Origin of the sequence: Pollutimonas bauzanensis, from assembly GCF_040393045.1 — a bacterium.
GTDB classification, from domain to species: domain Bacteria; phylum Pseudomonadota; class Gammaproteobacteria; order Burkholderiales; family Burkholderiaceae_B; genus Pollutimonas; species Pollutimonas bauzanensis_A.
Window position 1 is genome coordinate 1 of sequence record NZ_JBEBUX010000093.1, and the last position, 16,810, is coordinate 16,810.

Here is a 16,810-nt window from a genome sequence, read left to right on the forward strand (position 1 = left end):
ACCCGGGCCAAGCGCGGCAGCACTCGCCAGGCGTTGGCCGCCGTCGCATTGATCACCTCTTCGGGCGAAAGACCGCGCAGTTCAGCCAGTACCCGCGCCACTCCTGCGACTTCCCCCGGCTCGTTCCTGGGCGTGGCGCCCCCCCGTTCACCCAGCCAGGCTGGCGGTATGTCCGGCGCATCAGTTTCCAATACCAGCGATTCCAATGGCAACTCAGCAGCCAGGCGCCGTATCTGCAAGGCCCGAGTGAACGTCATCGCGCCACCGAAACCCAGCGCAAAGCCGTGTTCAATAAATTGTTCCGCTTGCTGGAAGCTGCCATTGAATGCATGGGCAATACCGCCTATGGGTGCGCGGCGCCGCAAATGCTTAAGCAAAATATCCTGTGAACGCCGGACATGCAGCAATACGGGCAACCCGTAGCGTTCAGCGAGCGCCAGTTGCGCCGTATAAAAGGCCTCTTGCTTTTCGCGCATGGCAGGCTCTTTCAAGGCTGGAATAAAAAAATCCAAGCCTATTTCGCCTATCGCTACAAACCGAGGGTCGTCCAGCGATTGCTGGATATGGGATTCCAATTCAGCCAGGTCGGCGTCACCGGCAGCGGGCACGCAAATAGGATGTATCCCCAAAGCATATGTACCACCCTTGAATGAATGGGCCAGATCGCGCACAGCTAGAAAGTTGTAGCGGGCCACCGCCGGAATGACGATGGCGGCCACACCATTGTCGGTAGCGCGCTCGATGACGGAAGAACGATCTTCCGCAAATTCACGCGCATCCAGATGACAATGGGTATCGATTAGCATTTCAAAGGCGGTACTTCCGGATCAACCAAACGCCCCTTGTCCATAGACAATTGCCTATGCGCCAACGCAGCCAGGGCCGGATCATGGGTAACGATTGCAAAAGCCGTACCTAACTCCCGATTCATGCGCACCAGCAAATCAAACATGCTTTCGGCCGTGTAGCGATCCAGATTACCGGTAGGCTCGTCAGCCAGCACGCATGTTGGACGCGTTACCAGCGCACGCGCCAATGCCACGCGCTGACGTTCGCCGCCCGACAACTGCCCAGGGTAGTGATCGATGCGCGCAGCCAAACCAACCTGCTCTAGCACGACCTGCGCCTGCTGCCTGGCTTTATTGCGATTTTCGCGCCGGACAATCAAAGGCATGGCCACATTATCCAGCGCTGAAAATTCAGGCAAAAGATGATGGAATTGATAAACGAAGCCGAGAGTACGGTTACGCAACTGGCTGCGCTGCCCTTCGCTTAGGCCATCGGCAGAATCGCCGTTGACGAATACCGAACCTGAAGTCGGTAAATCCAATAGACCCAAGGTATGCAGCAATGTGCTTTTACCGGAGCCCGATGCGCCAACAATCGCCACCATTTCACCCTGGTCAACGTGCAGGCTGACGTCGCGCAGCACTTCCACTGCGACGCCGCCTTCATGATATGTTTTGACCAGGTTGTGAGCGCTCAGGGCGTGAACCACAGGGGTATTAGTCATGGCGCAGTACCTCGGCTGGTTGCAGGCTGGACGCGCGCCAGCTGGGATACAGTGTTGCCAATAACGACAATACCAACGATGTGATTGCCACAATGACGATGTCGTTCAATTGCGGATTGGAAGGCAGTTCACTAATAAAGTAGATTTGCTGCGGCAGGAACTGGACGCCCAGCAAGCGTTCTATGAAGGGCACGATGACATCGATGTTATACGCAACCAGCATGCCGAAACCCACACCCAGCAAGGTACCGACCACGCCTATCAATGATCCTTGCACCAGGAATATTTTTGCGATTTCCCGTGGGGTCGCGCCCAGGGTACGCAATATGGCAATGTCGGAACGCTTATCTTTTACCGCCATGACCAACGACGACAGCAAGTTGAAGGCAGCCACGGCCACGATAAGGGCAAGAATCAGGAACATCATGCGTTTTTCGGTTTGAACGGCCGCAAACCAAGTCCGGTTGTTCTGGGTCCAGTCTTGTGCCTGCACATAGGGCGGCAGCGTTTGGCTAAGCTGGTGCGCAACGATGGGGGCCTTTTGCATGTCGTTAATGCGCAAGCGCACGCCGCTCGTGCCGCTATCGCGGAACACCTTGGCAGCGTCTTCAAAATTAATAAAGGCCAGCGACGCGTCGTACTCGTAGTAGCCAGATGAAAAGATTCCGGACACAGTGAATTGACGCATCCGCGGCGTAAAGCCGGCGGGAGAGATCGACCCTTGCGGGGCCAGCACCAATACGGTGTCGCCGGCGCCTACCCCCAGCGTATTGGCGATCTGGTTACCCAGCACAATAGAAAAACTGCCCGACTTTAACGCCTTGAGGTCACCGGCGATCATTTGACCCGCCACGTCCGAAACCGCGTTTTCAAGTTCCGGATCGATACCGCGCACCTGAACGCCGCTTAACGATTCGCCCCGCACAATCATGCCCTGAGCCGCAACAAAAGGGGCTGCGCCTGTTACCGCCGGATTCTGCTTTGCCTGATCGGCAATTTCCCGCCAATGCGATAAAACCTGTTCAGGGTCGGTCCGCGGGACGTAAAGCTCGATATGCGGCAGGACGGAAAGCATGCGGTCGCGCACCTGAGTTTGAAACCCGTTCATTACCGACAGCACCACGATCAAAGCGGCCACGCCAAGTGCAATCCCTGCCATAGAGCTGGCGGCGATGAACGAAACAAATCGATCGCCACGGCCGCCGCGCCGCCGGGATCGCGCCAAGCCCGCATAGCGCGCTCCTATCCAAAATTCATAAGACATCGTTAAAGTCACCGTTTCCCATTAACACTACAATCCAGGAATGCAAATCGTACTACCTGGCGCCCTGCCCGACCCTCGCGAGGCGCGCGAACTGACTTCTTACCTGCAAAAAACCGCTCCGACGCTGCTGCGCTGGCTGGAACGCGGCCGTGCGCGCATTACCCCAGCCGACCCTGCCCAGACTGGCTGCACACCATACGAACAGTGGCAGTTGATCCAGCACGGATTCAGGCCACTGGAAGGACAGAATCTTAGCGCAGGTCTGGCCCCTTTATGGGCCGAACACGCTGCGCAAAGCGACGCCCCTGTCTGGCTGGCCGAACTGGTGCACGTTTCGCCCTCTCGCGACGGCGCAGCACTATTGCCGGCAAGTGAACTGACCATTACACCAGAGCAGAGTGTAGCCTTGTTCGAATCGGCGCTAAGTATATTTGAGGGGACAGGCTTTAGCGCGCATGCCTGTAGCACTGAGCGCTGGCGCCTGGAATTACCCACTGATTTCGCACCGCGATGCGCAAGCCCAGCGTTGGTCAGCGTAAGCTCGGTCAACGATTGGTGGCCGCAAGACATCACCGCTCGACCCTGGCGCCGTCTGGTCAATGAACTGCAAATGCTGTGGTTCGAACATCCGGTCAATCAGGCCCGCTATCAACAGGGCTTGGTACCCATCAATAGTCTATGGTTATTCGGGGGAGCCAGCACCAACCAGTTGCGCTCCAGCGGCTTGCTCGCCGACGTCCAAACCTACGATGCACTGCTCGCACCTTGCATTAGCCACGATTGGGGCAGTTGGCTGGCGGCGCTGGATCAATTGGAAACGCGTGTATTTCGCCCCTTGGCCGGTGACAAGCCGCCCGAGCTGGTGCTGACAGGAAGAGATCGTCTAATAGAGGTCGGGCCAACCCCATGGGGCCAACTGACACAATGGCTGCCCGGCAGCCAACAAGCATGGAGAAAGTGGTGGTCACACCAAAATTAAGTAATCGGCAAACTGATTTCCAGGCCGTACAAGCCCTAGAAGCTGCTGGAATACATCCCTTGCTGGCGCGGCTATGGGCTGCGCGCGGTGTAACCCAGCCTAGCGAGACGCAACTGGTGTGGGGGGCATTGATTCCCCCTGCCCAACTGACCCAGCTGCAACAAGCGGCGGTCATATTGGCCGACGCCATCAATGCGCGCAAACGCTTGTTGATTGTGGCCGACTACGACTGCGATGGCGCTACCGCCTGCGCAGTAGGCATGCGCGGGTTGCGCAGCATGGGCGCCATTGTCGACTTCCTGGTGCCCAATCGATTCGAAACGGGCTACGGCCTTTCGCCAGCCGTCGTAGACCTGGCCGTGCAGCACGCCGCGGGCAAGCCCGATATCCTGATCACCGTCGATAACGGCATTGCCAGCGTCGATGGCGTCGAGGCCGCCACGCTCGCAGGAATCGACGTCGTCATCACTGACCACCATCTGCCAGGCGACACGCTCCCTCAAGCCCTGGTTATCGTCAATCCGAATCAGCCCGGCTGCGGTTTTCCTTCTAAAAATCTGGCCGGCGTAGGCGTGATTTTCTACCTTATGCTCGCGTTGAGAGCCGAGTTGCGCCAACGCGGCGTATACCCGAAAGATGGCGGCCCGCGTCTCGACAACCTGGCCGACCTCGTCGCATTGGGCACGGTCGCGGACGTTGTCAAGCTGGACTCCAATAATCGGGTCCTTGTCACCCAGGGCCTGCAAAAAATGCGCGCCGGGCGGATGCAGCCCGGTCTGCGGGCACTATTTGCCGTTGCTGGCCGAGAACCGCGCCAAGCCAGCGGCTTCGACCTGGGCTTTGCGCTGGGGCCTCGCATTAACGCCGCAGGACGACTGGCCGACATGAGCATAGGAATCAATTGTCTGATTACCGACGACGAAGGCCAGGCATTAGAGCTGGCGCGCCAACTCGACGGCATGAATCAGGAACGCCGCGGCATCGAGACCACGATGCGAGAAGAGGCGCTGGCCGCCATCGAAGCGTCCAGCCCCACCATTGGCGCCACTGTGTGCGTTTACGACCCCGATTGGCATCAAGGTGTAGTTGGGCTGGTAGCGTCACGCTTGAAAGAGACATACTGGCGTCCCACCTTGGCCTTTGCCCGATCCGATTCAGGCGAATTGCGCGGATCCGGCCGCTCGATTCCAGACGTGCACCTGCGCGACGTACTAGACCTGGTTTCTAAACGCTACCCGGGCATCATCCTTAAGTTTGGTGGCCACGCGATGGCCGCGGGGCTGACGTTGCGCGAAGATGCCTATGCCACCTTTATCAAAGGTTTCGATGCAGCCGTCATCGAACTCAGCGGCAGATCCAGCTTTGATCCGCTTATCGAAACTGACGGCTCACTGGAAAGCGGCTATGCCAACGCCGAGGTTGCCGGGCTGCTGCAACAGCAGGTATGGGGGGCCGGTTTCCCAGCGCCAATATTCCGCGATACCTTCCATGTGCGGCAACAACGGCTGCTAAAAGATAAGCACCTGAAGCTGAACCTGGAGCGCGGGAATCAGCGCTTTGACGCCATTTGGTTCAATCATGCGGACATGCTGCCCGAATACGCAGACATTGCTTATCGTCTGGACCAGAATGTATGGAACGGCGTGGTGTCGGCACAACTGATTATTGAGTATGCCTGCGCCTCCCAGAATTAAACAAAGCTTCAAAGTCTTCAGACTAATGCAATCTTTAGCGCCGTATCGTTTAGTCACAATTACGTAGCTGCAGAGCACTAAACCGGCTCAGCAAAAAGCGTACCATTCTTGTAACTTCAGCCGACAAGAAGGTTTCATATGGATGGCTCTCATCAAGCAATGGACGACGCTGACGCGCGCAACCCTGCCCGAAGGCGCGTTCTGGCCGGCCTGCTTTCAGCTTATACCCTGACCTTCATTCCCTGGGCTGCGGCGCAAGCTATAACCAATGACGACCACGGTGCTTTTCTTGCCCTTTCCGCCATACTTGCGGGGCGTAAGTCACTCGACAGCGAACTGGCTGCACGTTTTTACCAGGCACTTCAGGCCGAAGACGCAAATTTTCCCAAAGCCTGTTCTACCTTGCTTGAATTGATCAATTCGCAAGCAATTAATCCTCTTGAATTGCAGAAAGCACTGGATGCCTCGAACTCTGCTCTGGCCCCCTTACCCAAGAAAATCGTGACAGCATGGTTCATGGGCATAGTTGGCGATGGCGACAGCGCCCGATGCCTGGCCTACGAAAACGCCTTGAATGCCGTCATTGTGTCGGATGTGCTCAAACCTCCTTCGTATGCCTATGGCAATTACGGCAGTTGGGAAAAAAAACCTATCTAAGGAGTAGCAGATGGCCCAACAGCTATCAGCTGATGTTGTCGTAATCGGCTCTGGAATTTGCGGTTCGCTGGTCGCACTCAAACTGGCAAAACAAGGCGCATCCGTCCTCATTCTCGAGGCTGGACCCCGTATCACTCGCGGCGAAATTGTCTCGCGCTTTCGCAACTCGACACGTAAGTCCGACTGGATGTCGCCCTATCCTCCAGCGCCGTGGGCGCCTCACCCCGTCTACCGTCCTCAAGACAATGGTTATCTGGTGCAAGCAGGCCCTTATCCCTACGCCGCCGAGTACATTCGTGCGGTTGGCGGCACATCCTGGCACTGGGCAGCGCATGCCTGGCGGGTAGTTCCTGGCGATATGCGCATGCACTCTTTGTATGGGGTGGGCGTCGATTGGCCTATAAGCTACGACGATCTCGACCCTTACTACCAGGAAGGCGAAGAAATCATGGGGGTTTCCGGAGCACCCAACACGGGTTCTCCACGCAGCAAGCCATTTCCCATGGAGCCAGTCGCTGAACCCTGGGCCATGCGCCGCATACGCGAGCGGCTTGCGCCTGGCGGCTATCCTGTCGTGGGCAACACAACAGCGCGCAACAGTCGCACTTATGATGGCCGGCCGGCCTGTTGCGGCAATAACAGTTGCCAGCCCATCTGCCCCATCGATGCTCAGTACCATGGCGGGCTTTCCGCCGATGCGGCTGAAGCGGCTGGGGCCAAGCTGATGCCTAACTGTAATGTCTATCGCCTTGAGCACGATGCTCAAGGCCGCATTGCCGCCGTACATTATTACGACCCGGATAAAACGTCGCACCGAGTTACCGGCAAGACTTTTATCGTGGCTGCCAATGGCATAGAAAGCCCACGTTTATTGTTATTGTCAGCGAGCGACAAGTTTCCTCAAGGCCTGGCGAACAGTTCGGGCACCGTCGGACGCAAGCTTATGGATCATCCAAGCACGTCACTGACCTTCGATGCGGAAGAAGAATTATGGCTGGGACGCGGACCGCAAAGCCCCAGTTCCATCAACACGCTGCGCGACGGCCCTTTCCGATCCGAGTATGCCGCCTACCGGCTGGATTTCACGAATATTTCACGGGTGGCAGGCTCTACCGCAGCCCTGATAGATTTGGGCGTGTACGGCCCAGAGCTAGAAAAGCAATTGCGCTGGCGAGCGGCACATGAACTTAACGTCAAGACAGTGCTTGAAGTCCTTCCCCATCCTGACAATCGCATTACGCTGAGTTCCGAAAAAGACGCCATGGGCATACCCAAACCCCAGGCCCATTACGCTATCGACGACTACACGCGAAAAGGCGCACAAGTGGCCAAGGGCGACTTCGCGCGTATCGCACAACTAATGGGCGGCACGAATCTGCGTTACACAAAAGACGACGACTTTGCCAATAACCAGCATATCTGCGGCACGCTAAGCATGGGATCAGATCCTAAAACCTCCGTTGTCGACGGCTACGGTCGGGCGCACGATCACGAAAACCTGTTCGTGGCGAGCACAGGCGTACTGCCAACGGCAGGCACGTGCAATTCGACATTGACTGCGGTTGCCGTGGCGCTACGTACAGCCGATCACATCCTGTCCAACACTCCCAAAGCGTGAACATTGAGGTGGCTTTAATGAAGTTAATGACACGACTGCAATGTAGTGCAGGTACTGCCCTGCTGATGGCAAGCTTTGGCGTCTGTGCGGCCTCGCCCAGCGGTGCCAGCGATAGCGATGCATTAGTTCAACAAGGGAAATATCTGGCCACCGCCGGCGACTGTATCGCCTGCCACACCGCGCCAGGCGGCAAACCCTTTGCGGGCGGGCTGGCCTTGCCAACCCCGATCGGCGACATCATCTCCACCAATATCACGCCATCCAAAACGCACGGGATAGGCACTTACACGCTGGATCAGTTCACCAAAGCGGTGCGCGAAGGCGTCAAGGCCAACGGAGATCACGAATACCCCGCCATGCCTTATACCTCGTATGCCAAGGTTAGCGATGCTGACATCCAGGCCATGTACGCATACTTCATGAAGGAAGTGGAACCGGTCGACACAGCGCCTGCGGCTACCGACTTGCCCTTCCCTTTCAACATACGATTTTCCATGGCGGCGTGGAACCTGTTATTCCTGGACAAGAAAGTCTACGAACCTATCCCCGATAAAGGCGAAGTCTGGAATCGCGGCGCCTACCTGGCTCAGGGGCTAACCCATTGCAGCACCTGCCACACGCCACGCAATATGCTGATGGCCGAGAATTTTTCACTGAATCTTGCAGGCGGAGAGGTCGGCCCATGGCATGCACCCAACATCACTTCAGATATCAATAGCGGCATTGGCGGCTGGAGCGACCAGGAAATCATTGACTACTTGCGCACCGGCAATGCAGGCGCCAAAGGCCAAGCCGCCGGCCCTATGGCCGAAGCCGTCGACCATAGCTTGCAGCACCTTAATGAGGCCGACCTGAAAGCGATTGCGGTGTATCTGAAAACTGTCCCTGCTATTGCCAACTCCTCAAACAGCCGTCCCGCCTATGCCTGGGGCGCTGCGGCCGACGACTTGAAAAGCATACGCGGTGTGCCTTTGCCGGCCGACTTGAATCAAATGACCGGGCCGCAACTGTATGACGCCGAATGCGCAAGCTGCCATCAAGCACAGGGGCAAGGCACCAAAGACGGCTTACCTTCGCTGTTTCACAATACGGCCCTGGGCACGACCAAGACCGACAACCTGGTCCTGGTCATACTGGAAGGCATTCCACGCCTTCCCGGTACTCCTGGCGCCATCATGCCTGCATTCAAAACGCAATTATCCGATCAGCAAATCGCCACGCTCGGTACTTACCTTATCAGCAACTATGGCAATCCCCAGGCCACCATTACCACTGACCAGGTCAAGAGCTTGAGATCCGGGCAATCGCCCAACAGCACAGTAGATCTGGTGTGGTTGGCTCGGGCCGGAATCGTCGGCGGCGGCATTATTGTGCTGCTGATTATCGGCTTTCTTGTACGAAGGTCGCGAAAACGACATCAGTAGTCAGGCTAGGCTCGCCCTTCAGCAACAACGCCGGGGCGGGCTTTTTTGGGCGGCAATGTAGCCAAGAGCAGGCCGGCCAATGCAAGGGCAAACGCAATAAGCTGCATGACTCCCAGGGTTTCGCCCAGCGCAGCGATGCCCACGACCGCGGCGCTGACCGGCAACATCACGGTAAAGACCCCGGCCCGCGATGCCGGTACGGATTTCAACCCCGTCATCCATAGCCATACCGTCCAGACGCTGGCCGCCAAGGCATAAAACAGCAGCAACAACCACATGCTGACTGGCACGCCGGAAAAGTCAAAACGTAGCGCTGCATAAATACCAAAAGGAGTGGTAAGCGCAAATCCCCACAAATTGATTACCGCGCTGATACGTTTCGGGCTCATGACAGCCGTCAGTTTTTTCCCGATCACAGCATAGGCGCCCTCGCACAGTACCGCGCCGAAGATCAGCAGATTGCCCAGCCAGGCCTTGTCGCGCGCTGCCGAGGCCAACAGCGTCCCCTCATCCCCTACCGCCATATCGCCTTTGGCGAGCGACAGCAAGCCTATGCCCAACGCGCCGCAGGCCACAGCACCCCAAACCCGGTGACTGATGGCTTCCCTTAAAAACACGCGGCTCATCAGCGCTACCACTGCCGGGATGGCAGACATGATTACCCCCGCCGACACCGCCGTAGTCATGCTGACACCGAAAATCATGCAGATCGTGAACAGAAAATTGCCCAGGAACGACTCCAGGAAAATCAATCCTTTGGTTTGCCGCGACAACGTGGGCTCGGAAGCGGGCTTGCGCAGCCAGCGAAGCATGGCCACACCACCTATTCCAAAGCGCAGCCACGCCAGCAACAAGACGGGAAAAATCATGGCCAACGGCTTCGAGAGCGCCACATAGGAACCTACCAGCGACATGCTTAGTGCCAGGCATCCGTACGCAACCAGGCGATTGGAACGATTATTCATTCAGAAGTCAGTCCTTAGCAGGATATTTGAAGTAGTACAATTGGGGATTATCGCTAGCGCATCAGCTCATTCAGCTGATGTTTATTGTTCGCGCATGATCTGCGCAACTTTGACCGGCCTACGCACACCCCGCGTTAGCCCGAACCCCTAAGCGATTCCCAATTCATTCTGCATTCTACCGGCCGCCGCGCTGCTTCGCTTGCCATGCAAGCCGTAATGCATTGGCGGTCCATATCATTTAAGGATTTCACCATGCAGGCTATTGCCCGCCTGAGCCAATTTGTTGGCAAGACATTTGCCATCTGGGTATTGCTGTTCGCAATACTCGCTTTCTTCGCCCCCGAACAATTTCGCGGCATCGGTCCCTACATCGTGCCATTGCTTGGCATCATCATGTTTGGAATGGGGCTTACCCTGTCCAAGAGCGATTTCGCCGAAGTGTTCAAACGCCCCGGTGACGTGCTTATAGGCGTCCTGGGCCAGTTCATTATCATGCCGGGTATCGCATGGGGACTTAGCACCGCATTGCAACTGCCACCCGAAGTCGCCGTCGGCGTCATTCTTGTGGGCTGCTGCCCAGGCGGAACTGCATCCAATGTGATGACCTTTCTGGCCCGCGGAGATGTGGCGCTATCGGTAGCGATCACCTCGGTAACCACATTGTTGGCGCCAGTCGTGACACCCGCCCTCATCTATCTTTTGGCTAGCCAGTGGCTGGAAGTCAGCGCCTCGGCCATGTTCTGGTCTATTGTGCAAGTTGTGATTGTTCCTATCGCCTTGGGCGTGCTGGCTCAGTCGCTGCTGCGCGAAAAAGTCAAAGCTTGCATTGATGTACTTCCTTTGGTCTCCGTCGTCGCTATTGTTGCCATCGTGGCAGCCGTCGTTGCCGGCAACCAGGAAAAAATCGCGACCAGCGGCCTGATGATATTCGCGGTGGTGGTCTTGCATAATGGACTTGGTTTGTTGTTGGGCTACTGGCTTGCCAAATTATCGGGTCTAAGCGTCGCCAAGCGCAAAACCATGTCTATTGAGGTCGGCATGCAAAATTCCGGTCTGGGTGTGGCACTTGCCACAGCGCACTTCTCGCCCCTGGCAGCCGTACCCAGCGCGATCTTCAGCGTTTGGCACAACATATCCGGTCCACTTGTCGCTACCTTGTACCAACGTTTTAAAAACGATACGGAAGACGAAAAAGCCGGCGAGCCTGTGCAAGCTGCATCTGCCAAGCAAGCCGGCCTCAAAGCCTAGTACGTTAAGCGCATGCTTTTTGTGCGCCGTCCCGTATTTCCTGGGGACTGACATCGCGTATATGCGTCGCAATTGACCACTTATGGCCAAATGGATCCTCCACTACGCCATAACGGTCACCCCAGAACGTGTCATCCAGCGGTATCACCACCTTGGCGCCTGCCGCTTTAGCACGTTCCATAGAAGCATCCGCGTCGTCAACATAAAGGTGCACCGACACAGGCGTGCCTTTCAGTGTTTTCGGACTTAATGACCCCCACTCCTCGAACTCATCCATCAACATAACGACGGAATCGCCGATGCGTACCGCGCCATGCATCAGCTTGCCCTCCGGGCCCTCAAGGCGCACCATCTCTGTTGCATTAAAAGCTTTCTTATAGAATTCGATGGCATCCGCCGCGCCTGCACACACCAAATGCGGCGTTATCGTATTCATTCCCTGCGGAATGGGCTGAATCTTCGAATTCCCGTCAGGCTCTAGCCCGAACAAGGCTTTCCCGGTCTGCATATCGAAAGGGGCCGAAAAATGCTCATGGACGGTCATCCATTTCCCGGCTATCTTGCGATAGCAGGACGTCATGCGCATCCACGACGATTTTTCCTTCCCGTTTTCGTCGCTGCCGCCGCAACGGATCAAACTGTGCGCAAAGGCTACGTTATCTTCTGCCTCGACACTTAATTCGCTGGTCTCGAAAACCATCGGGCCTGGGCACATGGCTATGCACATCTCCCAATGTTTTTTGTACGCATCCGCCCCCTTGAACTGCAGTTGCTGAATGGCGTCGAACGATACGATATCTGGCGCGTAGTACGACATGATTGCATCGACGTCCCCCGCTACCGCTGCTTTCGTCCAGCTTTGCACCCTGGCCTTGATTTCGGCCTGGGCAGCTGCATTGGCACCTTGCGTGCTCATAGTCTCTCTCCTTTCAAGAATGATGACGACCTAACGAGATTATGTTCCGCGTTTTCGGCCATCTTCGCTAAATTAACACTACCAGATCCTAATTAACAACCCAGCACTCCTAAATTAGGACTATAGTGGTAAACTTTTACTTATGGCAATAAAACGAAGCTATTCTGATGCATGCGCTGCCGCCCACGCCCTGGATGTGGTGGGCGAACGGTGGGCTTTATTGATAGTGCGCGAACTATTACTGGGCCCAAAGCGTTTCACCGACTTGCGTGCTGGTCTGGCTGGCGTCAGTCCAAATGTACTTACGCAGCGCTTGAACGAACTAGAAACGACCTTAGTGGTCAGGCGTCGAAAACTGCCTGTGCCCGCCAACGCGTGGGTCTACGAACTCAGTGATTGGGGTCGCGAACTCGAACCGGTTATTCATCAACTGGCACGTTGGGGTGTGCAATCGCCCTCGTTCTCGCGCCCTGTCGGGCTGGGGATAGATGCCATGATGCTGTCATTGCGCACCATGTTTAATCCGGACTTGGCCAACGGCTACACGGCAACGATAGAAATCGGCCTGGCCCACGACCAATTCACTGTCCGCATAAACAACGCGCACATCGATTTGTTCCGAGGCAGCGCCCCGGAAGCAGACATCAGGCTGAAAACAGACCCGGACACCTTGGTCATGCTGGCTTACGGCAAGGCAGATATTGACCAAGCCATTCAGGAAGGCGCCTTGGTATTCACAGGAAAAAAAGCTGCTGTTAAACGCTTCCTGACGCTATTCAGGCTTCCCGGGCGCATCCCCAAAGACGCCTAACGCCTTGACGATAATATGATGCCGCTCACAATCAAGGCAAAGGCCACTGCATGGTAACCGTGCGGCATCTCTCTTAGGAAGGCAGAAGACATCAATGCAGCAAACAACGGAGTAAGGTTGTTGAAAAACCCAGCCGTACTTGGCCCCGCGCGTTGTACTCCCAGGCCCCAGCACCGGAACGCGATGATCGCCGGGCCCACCACCACATAAATCAACGCGGCCGCCAACGGCCAGCCCCATTGAATCTGGCTAGTGGTCAGGGTCCATTCCCCCGCTGCCAATGCGCCTGACCACACCACGCCAAATGATATCTGGGCCAGTAAAAAAGTGGCCCAACTACGGCGCAGCGCTTCAGTATCGGTGGACTGGATCAGCAGCCAGCTATAAAAAGCCCACACAATACTGGCCACTACCATGAACAGATCCCCAATCACGAACTGCAACGCCAGCAATTGCTGCAAGTCGCCATGACCAAGCACGATGAGCACCCCACCGACTGATAGCACCGCCCCCGCGACCTGCTTGCCTGCGACCTTTGTCTTGAAAAACAAGGTGCCGACCAGCAACATCCACACCGGCATGCTGGCGCCAACCAGGGTAACGTTGATCGGTGTCGAGGTATGCAGCGCCATATACTGCAAGGCGTTGTACAGCCCTATACCCAATAGCCCCAGCAAAGCAAAGCGCTTTCGGCTTTGCCATAGGCCGCTGCCTTTGCGGAATATGGAAAAACCGAAAGGCAACAATATGGCAAAGGCAATGGCCCAGCGGAAAAAATTCAGCGTAATGGGAGGAATAAGCTCGCTGACCATGCGCCCCACCACCGCATTCCCTGCCCAAAGCAAGGGTGGGATAATAAGCAGCATGGCGGTAGACGGCGTCAGTTTTTGATTCATAAGTTGCGGCAACAGCAGGCAAAAAAGATGTACGGCACGCCTGCACAAAGCGCTATCGTACTAAACCCGCCACGAAATCAATTCAGTCACCGATAAACGGCTGGATCAATTGTGTCGCCAATTCGGCATGATCCGCTTCAACCAAAAGTGTCTGTGCGTTCAAGCTGTTAGTCATTGGCCCCGGATACATGGAACTGAACGCGCCACCTTGCATCAAGAAAGAAATGCCGTACGCTTGCATCAACGAAACAATAACTGCCGCTTCGGATTCCGATTTTGGTGAATAGATTGGTATCATATTTGTCCCCCCCGACAAACAACGCTTGCTGGGATCTTAACGTGTTTAGTTTTAAACGCTTCGATCCAGGCCGGAGAAAAGATTTCCATGGCAGTTTTCGACATCAATCCTATAGTTAATTCCCTGAGTGCCATACGGCTGGAATGGCGCGACTCCCAAGGCCGGGTAAATGAGCCTGGCGGACGCGAATTCCCTTCGCCCCAGGCAATAAGCACGATTCTCAACGACCTGAAAGGCGTGCTGTTCCCCATGCGCCTTGGCCCTCTGGACCTGCGTCAGGAAAGCGAAAACTTCTACGTGGGCCATACCCTTGACTCAGCCCTCCACGCCTTGCTGCATCAGGTACGGCTGGAACTGCATTATCAAATGCGGCACCGACAAGACGGTGACCACGACATAGAAGCCACCGCAGTCGCTGCCGTGCAGGCCTTTGCATCCGCCCTGCCGGACATACGCCGCTTACTCGACAGCGACGTCCTTGCGGCCTTCCGTGGCGACCCTGCCGCCCGCAGCGTAGACGAAGTCTTGCTGTGCTACCCCGGTGTGCTGGCCATGATCCACCACCGAATCGCCCATCACTTCTACAACCACGGTCTGCCGCTGCTTGCGCGCATGTGTTCCGAACTGGCGCACTCACAAACCGGTATCGATATCCATCCCGGGGCGCAAATTGGCGCCTGCTTCTTCATCGACCACGGTACAGGCGTGGTCATCGGCGAAACATCGATCATCGGGGAGCGGGTACGCATATACCAAGCAGTTACGTTGGGCGCCAAGCGCTTCCCCACCGACGGCAACGGCAAGCTGGAAAAAGGCTTGCCGCGCCACCCCATCGTTGAAGATGACGTCGTTATTTATGCAGGCGCCACCATTCTGGGCAGGGTCACCTTGGGCCAGGGCTGTACCGTAGGCGGCAACGTATGGCTGATGCACGACGTGCCGGCTGGCGGGCACGTAACCCAGGCCGACTCGCAAGGCATGCAAAGCTGCGATCCCGCAGCCGAGGGATAGCACAGTCCAGCTTACTTAGGGGCCGGCGGCACAAAAGGTGTCGGCCGGCTCATTCCGTGATATTCCCGATTCGGAATCATATCTGTCCCGATCGCCATGCGATTGGACATATTGTAAAAAGCCACGGTATCGGCCAAGTCGAAGATATCTTCGTTGCTTAACCCCACAGCCCGCAAATGTTCGCGATCTTCCTCGGTGACTTGCGCGGGAATCGAAGTCAGTTTCCACGCAAAATCCAGCATGGCGCGCTGGCGCGCGTCCAGCTTGGCAACGCGGTAATTCATGACCATCATTTCCCCCAGCTCGGGGTCGCCCGACAAGTTACGCACGGCCTGACCGTGCGCGACCAGGCAGTAGTAGCAATGATTCACGCTAGAGACCACCACAGCAATCATCTCGCGTTCCAGCTTGCTCAAGCCCGATGGCGCCAGCATCAACTCGTTATACATGGCCATGAAATTGCGCAGTTTGTTGGGCCGCAGACTGTAGGCGGCAAGCACATTGGGAACAAACCCCAGCTTGTCTACGCACTTCTTGAATACTTCTTGAAGGTCGTCATCCAGGGTGCCAGCGTCGGGGACTCCCAGTGCAGAAACATGATCGGGCTGCGGCATAAACGTTTCCTCTCCTTGTTATTGCAGGACTCCAGGCAGGTTTGCAGGCGTCCCGCTTTTGACTAATAATGGGATCATACCGGCTATCTTCCACGGACACTGATCATGAGCATGGACTTTCCTGGCTTTTCCTCACCTGCAGCCAGCACTGAAGCGCCACTGGAAATGCTGGCCGCCTGCCATATTCGCGTTCAAAGCCAATGCGCCACGCTAACGCGCCTGGTTGCTCATCTTGCCGAGCATGGCAGCGATGACCAGGCTCGAACTGCCGCTACCAACATCATGCGCTACTTCGAAACCGCAGCGCTACAGCACCATGCTGATGAAGAAGAGGATTTGTTTCCGGCCCTGATCGAATCCATGGCAGGGTCTGATGCCGTGTGCATACGCGAACTTACGGAAGGGCTCAGCGCAGATCACCGTCAACTGGAAGCGATCTGGGCGGGACTTAGGCAAACGCTGGAACAGGTTGCCGGCGGACAGCCTGCCCTCTTGCCGTCAGATAAGGTAATGGCTTTCGTCGATTTGTATGAACGCCATATCGCGCTCGAAGAAGATGAACTGCTTCCCATGGCGGCCCGCCTGCTCAGCGACAACGACATCACACGTATCGGCCGCGCGATGCGTGAACGTCGCGGCATTACCGACACAGCTGTCGGCTAGCGTATTTTCGGTTCAAGTGTTTACTGCACATGCATCATGAGTGCTTCAGCTACGTTATCCGGCTCTGGTGACGGTTGCAAGACTCTGATGACGTTGTCCGGGGTGGGTGAGGCCAGTCCGGCACGGCGTGCTTGTTTCCGCGTCTGCCTCGTCCATCCGGGCGTCGGCCGAACTCCCTGCGCTACGCTCCGGTCAGACAGCGGCCGACGACACCCCCCGGATTCCCTTCGTCAGCACGC

The 16,810-nt window shown here is 56.4% G+C and carries 17 protein-coding genes and 3 pseudogenes; 11 read left to right on the forward strand and 9 right to left on the reverse strand.

Annotation, left to right across the window (positions count from 1 at the left end; all coding sequences use genetic code 11):
• The 3 genes from ABWO67_RS13920 to ABWO67_RS13930 form a co-directional block, all read right to left on the reverse strand.
• Positions 1-806, reverse strand: an 806-nt coding sequence (locus ABWO67_RS13920; RefSeq protein ID WP_353152495.1) for a TatD family hydrolase, incomplete at its 3' end; no start/stop codon positions are given.
• The gene (gene lolD / locus ABWO67_RS13925) at positions 800-1,513 is read right to left on the reverse strand and encodes a lipoprotein-releasing ABC transporter ATP-binding protein LolD (protein ID WP_353152497.1); all 714 of its coding nucleotides are present in this window, start codon (positions 1,511-1,513) and stop codon (positions 800-802) included. The genes ABWO67_RS13920 and lolD, both read right to left, overlap by 7 nt.
• Positions 1,506-2,777 (reverse strand): lipoprotein-releasing ABC transporter permease subunit, encoded by a 1,272-nt coding sequence (locus ABWO67_RS13930; RefSeq protein WP_353152499.1) that lies wholly within the window; start codon positions 2,775-2,777, stop codon positions 1,506-1,508. The genes lolD and ABWO67_RS13930 overlap by 8 nt, the downstream gene beginning before the upstream one ends.
• Before the next feature lie 40 nt (positions 2,778-2,817).
• Here ABWO67_RS13930 and ABWO67_RS13935 point away from each other — a divergent pair, with 40 nt between their 5' ends.
• The 7 genes and pseudogenes from ABWO67_RS13935 (at position 2,818) to ABWO67_RS19345 (ending at position 9,149) form a co-directional block, all read left to right on the forward strand.
• Positions 2,818-3,756: a hypothetical protein gene (locus ABWO67_RS13935; protein WP_353152501.1), complete on the forward strand. Its 939-nt coding sequence runs from the start codon at positions 2,818-2,820 to the stop codon at positions 3,754-3,756.
• Positions 3,738-5,450 carry a single-stranded-DNA-specific exonuclease RecJ gene (gene recJ / locus ABWO67_RS13940; RefSeq protein WP_353152503.1) on the forward strand — a complete coding sequence of 571 codons (1,713 nt, stop codon included), beginning with the start codon at positions 3,738-3,740 and terminating at the stop codon, positions 5,448-5,450. Before ABWO67_RS13935 ends, recJ begins: the two co-directional genes overlap by 19 nt.
• 138 nt (positions 5,451-5,588) lie before the next feature.
• On the forward strand, positions 5,589-6,107 hold the full coding sequence (locus tag ABWO67_RS13945) for a sugar dehydrogenase complex small subunit (RefSeq protein WP_353152505.1): 519 nt from the start codon (positions 5,589-5,591) through the stop codon (positions 6,105-6,107).
• Positions 6,108-6,117: 10 nt separating this feature from the next.
• Positions 6,118-7,725 (forward strand): GMC family oxidoreductase, encoded by a 1,608-nt coding sequence (locus ABWO67_RS13950; RefSeq protein ID WP_353152507.1) that lies wholly within the window; start codon positions 6,118-6,120, stop codon positions 7,723-7,725.
• A 65-nt stretch (positions 7,726-7,790) separates the two neighbouring features.
• A pseudogene (locus ABWO67_RS19335) lies at positions 7,791-8,132 on the forward strand (cytochrome c); the annotation flags it as partial.
• 87 nt (positions 8,133-8,219) lie between these two features.
• Positions 8,220-8,597: pseudogene (locus tag ABWO67_RS19340) on the forward strand (c-type cytochrome); the annotation flags it as partial.
• Positions 8,598-8,717: 120 nt separating this feature from the next.
• On the forward strand, positions 8,718-9,149 hold the full coding sequence (locus ABWO67_RS19345; protein WP_502930020.1) for a c-type cytochrome: 432 nt from the start codon (positions 8,718-8,720) through the stop codon (positions 9,147-9,149).
• A 5-nt stretch (positions 9,150-9,154) separates the two neighbouring features.
• Here the strand turns inward: ABWO67_RS19345 and ABWO67_RS13960 are convergent, their stop codons facing one another.
• Positions 9,155-10,114, reverse strand: coding sequence for a DMT family transporter (locus ABWO67_RS13960; protein WP_353152511.1), 960 nt, complete (start codon positions 10,112-10,114; stop codon positions 9,155-9,157).
• Positions 10,115-10,366: 252 nt separating this feature from the next.
• On the opposite strand from ABWO67_RS13960, the gene ABWO67_RS13965 reads away from it, so the two are divergent.
• The gene (locus ABWO67_RS13965) at positions 10,367-11,362 is read left to right on the forward strand and encodes a bile acid:sodium symporter family protein (protein ID WP_353152513.1); all 996 of its coding nucleotides are present in this window, start codon (positions 10,367-10,369) and stop codon (positions 11,360-11,362) included.
• 4 nt (positions 11,363-11,366) lie between these two features.
• Here ABWO67_RS13965 and ABWO67_RS13970 read toward each other — a convergent pair whose 3' ends face one another.
• Both ABWO67_RS13970 and ABWO67_RS13975 read right to left on the reverse strand, forming a co-directional pair.
• Positions 11,367-11,798, reverse strand: coding sequence for a VOC family protein (locus ABWO67_RS13970; protein ID WP_353152527.1), 432 nt, complete (start codon positions 11,796-11,798; stop codon positions 11,367-11,369).
• An 87-nt stretch (positions 11,799-11,885) separates the two neighbouring features.
• A pseudogene (locus ABWO67_RS13975) lies at positions 11,886-12,278 on the reverse strand (YybH family protein); the annotation flags it as partial.
• A gap of 142 nt (positions 12,279-12,420) precedes the next feature.
• Here ABWO67_RS13975 and ABWO67_RS13980 point away from each other — a divergent pair.
• Positions 12,421-13,089, forward strand: a complete 669-nt coding sequence (locus ABWO67_RS13980) for a winged helix-turn-helix transcriptional regulator (protein WP_353152515.1) — start codon at positions 12,421-12,423, stop codon at positions 13,087-13,089.
• On the opposite strand, the gene ABWO67_RS13985 is transcribed toward ABWO67_RS13980, so the two are convergent.
• Positions 13,086-13,985 carry a DMT family transporter gene (locus ABWO67_RS13985; protein WP_353152517.1) on the reverse strand — a complete coding sequence of 300 codons (900 nt, stop codon included), beginning with the start codon at positions 13,983-13,985 and terminating at the stop codon, positions 13,086-13,088. The two genes, ABWO67_RS13980 and ABWO67_RS13985, sit on opposite strands and share 4 nt — an antisense overlap.
• An 82-nt stretch (positions 13,986-14,067) precedes the next feature.
• Complete coding sequence (locus ABWO67_RS13990; RefSeq protein ID WP_353152519.1) at positions 14,068-14,283, reverse strand: hypothetical protein; 216 nt, start codon at positions 14,281-14,283, stop codon at positions 14,068-14,070.
• A gap of 87 nt (positions 14,284-14,370) precedes the next feature.
• Here ABWO67_RS13990 and epsC point away from each other — a divergent pair, with 87 nt between their 5' ends.
• On the forward strand, positions 14,371-15,294 hold the full coding sequence (gene epsC / locus ABWO67_RS13995) for a serine O-acetyltransferase EpsC (protein WP_353152521.1): 924 nt from the start codon (positions 14,371-14,373) through the stop codon (positions 15,292-15,294).
• 11 nt (positions 15,295-15,305) lie between these two features.
• Here epsC and ABWO67_RS14000 read toward each other — a convergent pair whose 3' ends face one another.
• Positions 15,306-15,908, reverse strand: a complete 603-nt coding sequence (locus ABWO67_RS14000; protein WP_353152523.1) for a peroxidase-related enzyme — start codon at positions 15,906-15,908, stop codon at positions 15,306-15,308.
• A 105-nt stretch (positions 15,909-16,013) separates the two neighbouring features.
• Between ABWO67_RS14000 and ABWO67_RS14005 the strand changes: the two genes are divergently transcribed.
• Entirely contained in the window at positions 16,014-16,571 is a 558-nt protein-coding gene (locus ABWO67_RS14005; protein ID WP_353152525.1) for a hemerythrin domain-containing protein, read from the forward strand.
• Positions 16,572-16,810 lie beyond the last annotated feature (239 nt).

Coding starts and splice junctions, on each gene's coding strand:
- lolD (WP_353152497.1), bottom strand. CDS start 1,513: ATGACTAATACCCCTGTGGTTCACGCCCTGAGCGCTCACAACCTGGTC.
- ABWO67_RS13930 (WP_353152499.1), bottom strand. CDS start 2,777: ATGTCTTATGAATTTTGGATAGGAGCGCGCTATGCGGGCTTGGCGCGA.
- ABWO67_RS13935 (WP_353152501.1), top strand. CDS start 2,818: ATGCAAATCGTACTACCTGGCGCCCTGCCCGACCCTCGCGAGGCGCGC.
- ABWO67_RS13945 (WP_353152505.1), top strand. CDS start 5,589: ATGGATGGCTCTCATCAAGCAATGGACGACGCTGACGCGCGCAACCCT.
- ABWO67_RS13950 (WP_353152507.1), top strand. CDS start 6,118: ATGGCCCAACAGCTATCAGCTGATGTTGTCGTAATCGGCTCTGGAATT.
- ABWO67_RS19345 (WP_502930020.1), top strand. CDS start 8,718: ATGACCGGGCCGCAACTGTATGACGCCGAATGCGCAAGCTGCCATCAA.
- ABWO67_RS13960 (WP_353152511.1), bottom strand. CDS start 10,114: ATGAATAATCGTTCCAATCGCCTGGTTGCGTACGGATGCCTGGCACTA.
- ABWO67_RS13965 (WP_353152513.1), top strand. CDS start 10,367: ATGCAGGCTATTGCCCGCCTGAGCCAATTTGTTGGCAAGACATTTGCC.
- ABWO67_RS13970 (WP_353152527.1), bottom strand. CDS start 11,798: ATGAATACGATAACGCCGCATTTGGTGTGTGCAGGCGCGGCGGATGCC.
- ABWO67_RS13980 (WP_353152515.1), top strand. CDS start 12,421: ATGGCAATAAAACGAAGCTATTCTGATGCATGCGCTGCCGCCCACGCC.
- ABWO67_RS13985 (WP_353152517.1), bottom strand. CDS start 13,985: ATGAATCAAAAACTGACGCCGTCTACCGCCATGCTGCTTATTATCCCA.
- ABWO67_RS13990 (WP_353152519.1), bottom strand. CDS start 14,283: ATGATACCAATCTATTCACCAAAATCGGAATCCGAAGCGGCAGTTATT.
- epsC (WP_353152521.1), top strand. CDS start 14,371: ATGGCAGTTTTCGACATCAATCCTATAGTTAATTCCCTGAGTGCCATA.
- ABWO67_RS14000 (WP_353152523.1), bottom strand. CDS start 15,908: ATGCCGCAGCCCGATCATGTTTCTGCACTGGGAGTCCCCGACGCTGGC.
- ABWO67_RS14005 (WP_353152525.1), top strand. CDS start 16,014: ATGAGCATGGACTTTCCTGGCTTTTCCTCACCTGCAGCCAGCACTGAA.